This window comes from Chryseobacterium sp. DZ-32 (assembly GCF_059587025.1).
Genome location: NZ_JCAIOM010000038.1, coordinates 1 through 1,870, shown reverse-complemented (window position 1 = coordinate 1,870; position 1,870 = coordinate 1). Strand labels below are relative to the sequence as shown.

The 1,870-nt window shown below is 47.1% G+C and carries 1 rRNA gene; it reads right to left on the bottom strand.

Annotation, left to right across the window (positions count from 1 at the left end):
* Positions 1-9 precede the first annotated feature (9 nt).
* Positions 10-1,526, bottom strand: a 16S ribosomal RNA gene (locus tag AC59HC_RS22910).
* Positions 1,527-1,870 lie beyond the last annotated feature (344 nt).

The window sequence follows — 1,870 nt, the reverse complement described above, 5'->3', positions numbered from 1 at the left end:
GACGCTCTAAAATGAGATGTTCCAGCCGCACCTTCCGGTACGGCTACCTTGTTACGACTTAGCCCTAGTTACCTGTTTTACCCTAGGCAGCTCCTGTTACGGTCACCGACTTCAGGTACCCCAGACTTCCATGGCTTGACGGGCGGTGTGTACAAGGCCCGGGAACGTATTCACCGCGCCATGGCTGATGCGCGATTACTAGCGATTCCAGCTTCATAGAGTCGAGTTGCAGACTCCAATCCGAACTGAGACCGGCTTTCGAGATTTGCATCACTTCGCAGTGTAGCTGCCCTCTGTACCGGCCATTGTATTACGTGTGTGGCCCAAGGCGTAAGGGCCGTGATGATTTGACGTCATCCCCACCTTCCTCTCTACTTGCGTAGGCAGTCTCACTAGAGTCCCCAACTTAATGATGGCAACTAGTGACAGGGGTTGCGCTCGTTGCAGGACTTAACCTAACACCTCACGGCACGAGCTGACGACAACCATGCAGCACCTTGAAAAATGTCCGAAGAAAAGTCTATTTCTAAACCTGTCATTTCCCATTTAAGCCTTGGTAAGGTTCCTCGCGTATCATCGAATTAAACCACATAATCCACCGCTTGTGCGGGCCCCCGTCAATTCCTTTGAGTTTCAAACTTGCGTTCGTACTCCCCAGGTGGCTAACTTATCACTTTCGCTTAGTCTCTGAAACTTACATTCCAAAAACGAGTTAGCATCGTTTACGGCGTGGACTACCAGGGTATCTAATCCTGTTCGCTCCCCACGCTTTCGTCCATCAGCGTCAGTTGTTGCTTAGTAACCTGCCTTCGCAATTGGTGTTCTAAGTAATATCTATGCATTTCACCGCTACACTACTTATTCCAGCTACTTCAACAACACTCAAGACCTGCAGTATCAATGGCAGTTTCACAGTTAAGCTGTGAGATTTCACCACTGACTTACAGATCCGCCTACGGACCCTTTAAACCCAATAAATCCGGATAACGCTTGCACCCTCCGTATTACCGCGGCTGCTGGCACGGAGTTAGCCGGTGCTTATTCGTATAGTACCTTCAGCTACCCTCACGAGGGTAGGTTTATCCCTATACAAAAGAAGTTTACAACCCATAGGGCCGTCGTCCTTCACGCGGGATGGCTGGATCAGGCTCTCACCCATTGTCCAATATTCCTCACTGCTGCCTCCCGTAGGAGTCTGGTCCGTGTCTCAGTACCAGTGTGGGGGATCACCCTCTCAGGCCCCCTAAAGATCGCAGACTTGGTGAGCCGTTACCTCACCAACTATCTAATCTTGCGCGTGCCCATCTCTATCCACCGGAGTTTTCAATACCGAATGATGCCATTCAGTATATTATGGGGTATTAATCTTCCTTTCGAAAGGCTATCCCCCAGATAAAGGCAGGTTGCACACGTGTTCCGCACCCGTACGCCGCTCTCAAGATCCCGAAAGATCTCTACCGCTCGGCTTGCATGTGTTAGGCCTCCCGCTAGCGTTCATCCTGAGCCAGGATCAAACTCTCCATTGTATGTTTGTCTGACTCACTCAAAGTTTTTAACGCTTTAGTTTTTCCTTACTTGGTTGTTATATTGTATGTCAATGATCTTTATATCTTCCGCTTTTCAACGAAGCAATCTCTCTGTCAGTGTCGCTCCGTATTTGCGAGTGCAAAAGTAAAACTTTATTTTTTAATGACCAAATGTTTTTGAAGAAAATTTTAAAGTTTTTTAAGTAACCTTAATTCTTCTCAAAACCTCAATCTCTATACTCCTGCGCTCCCTCTAATTGGGACTGCAAAGATACAAACTCTTTTTAAACTGGCAACTTTTTTTACAAAAAAATTTAAAGTTTTTTTCGTCCGTCTCTTTTTTG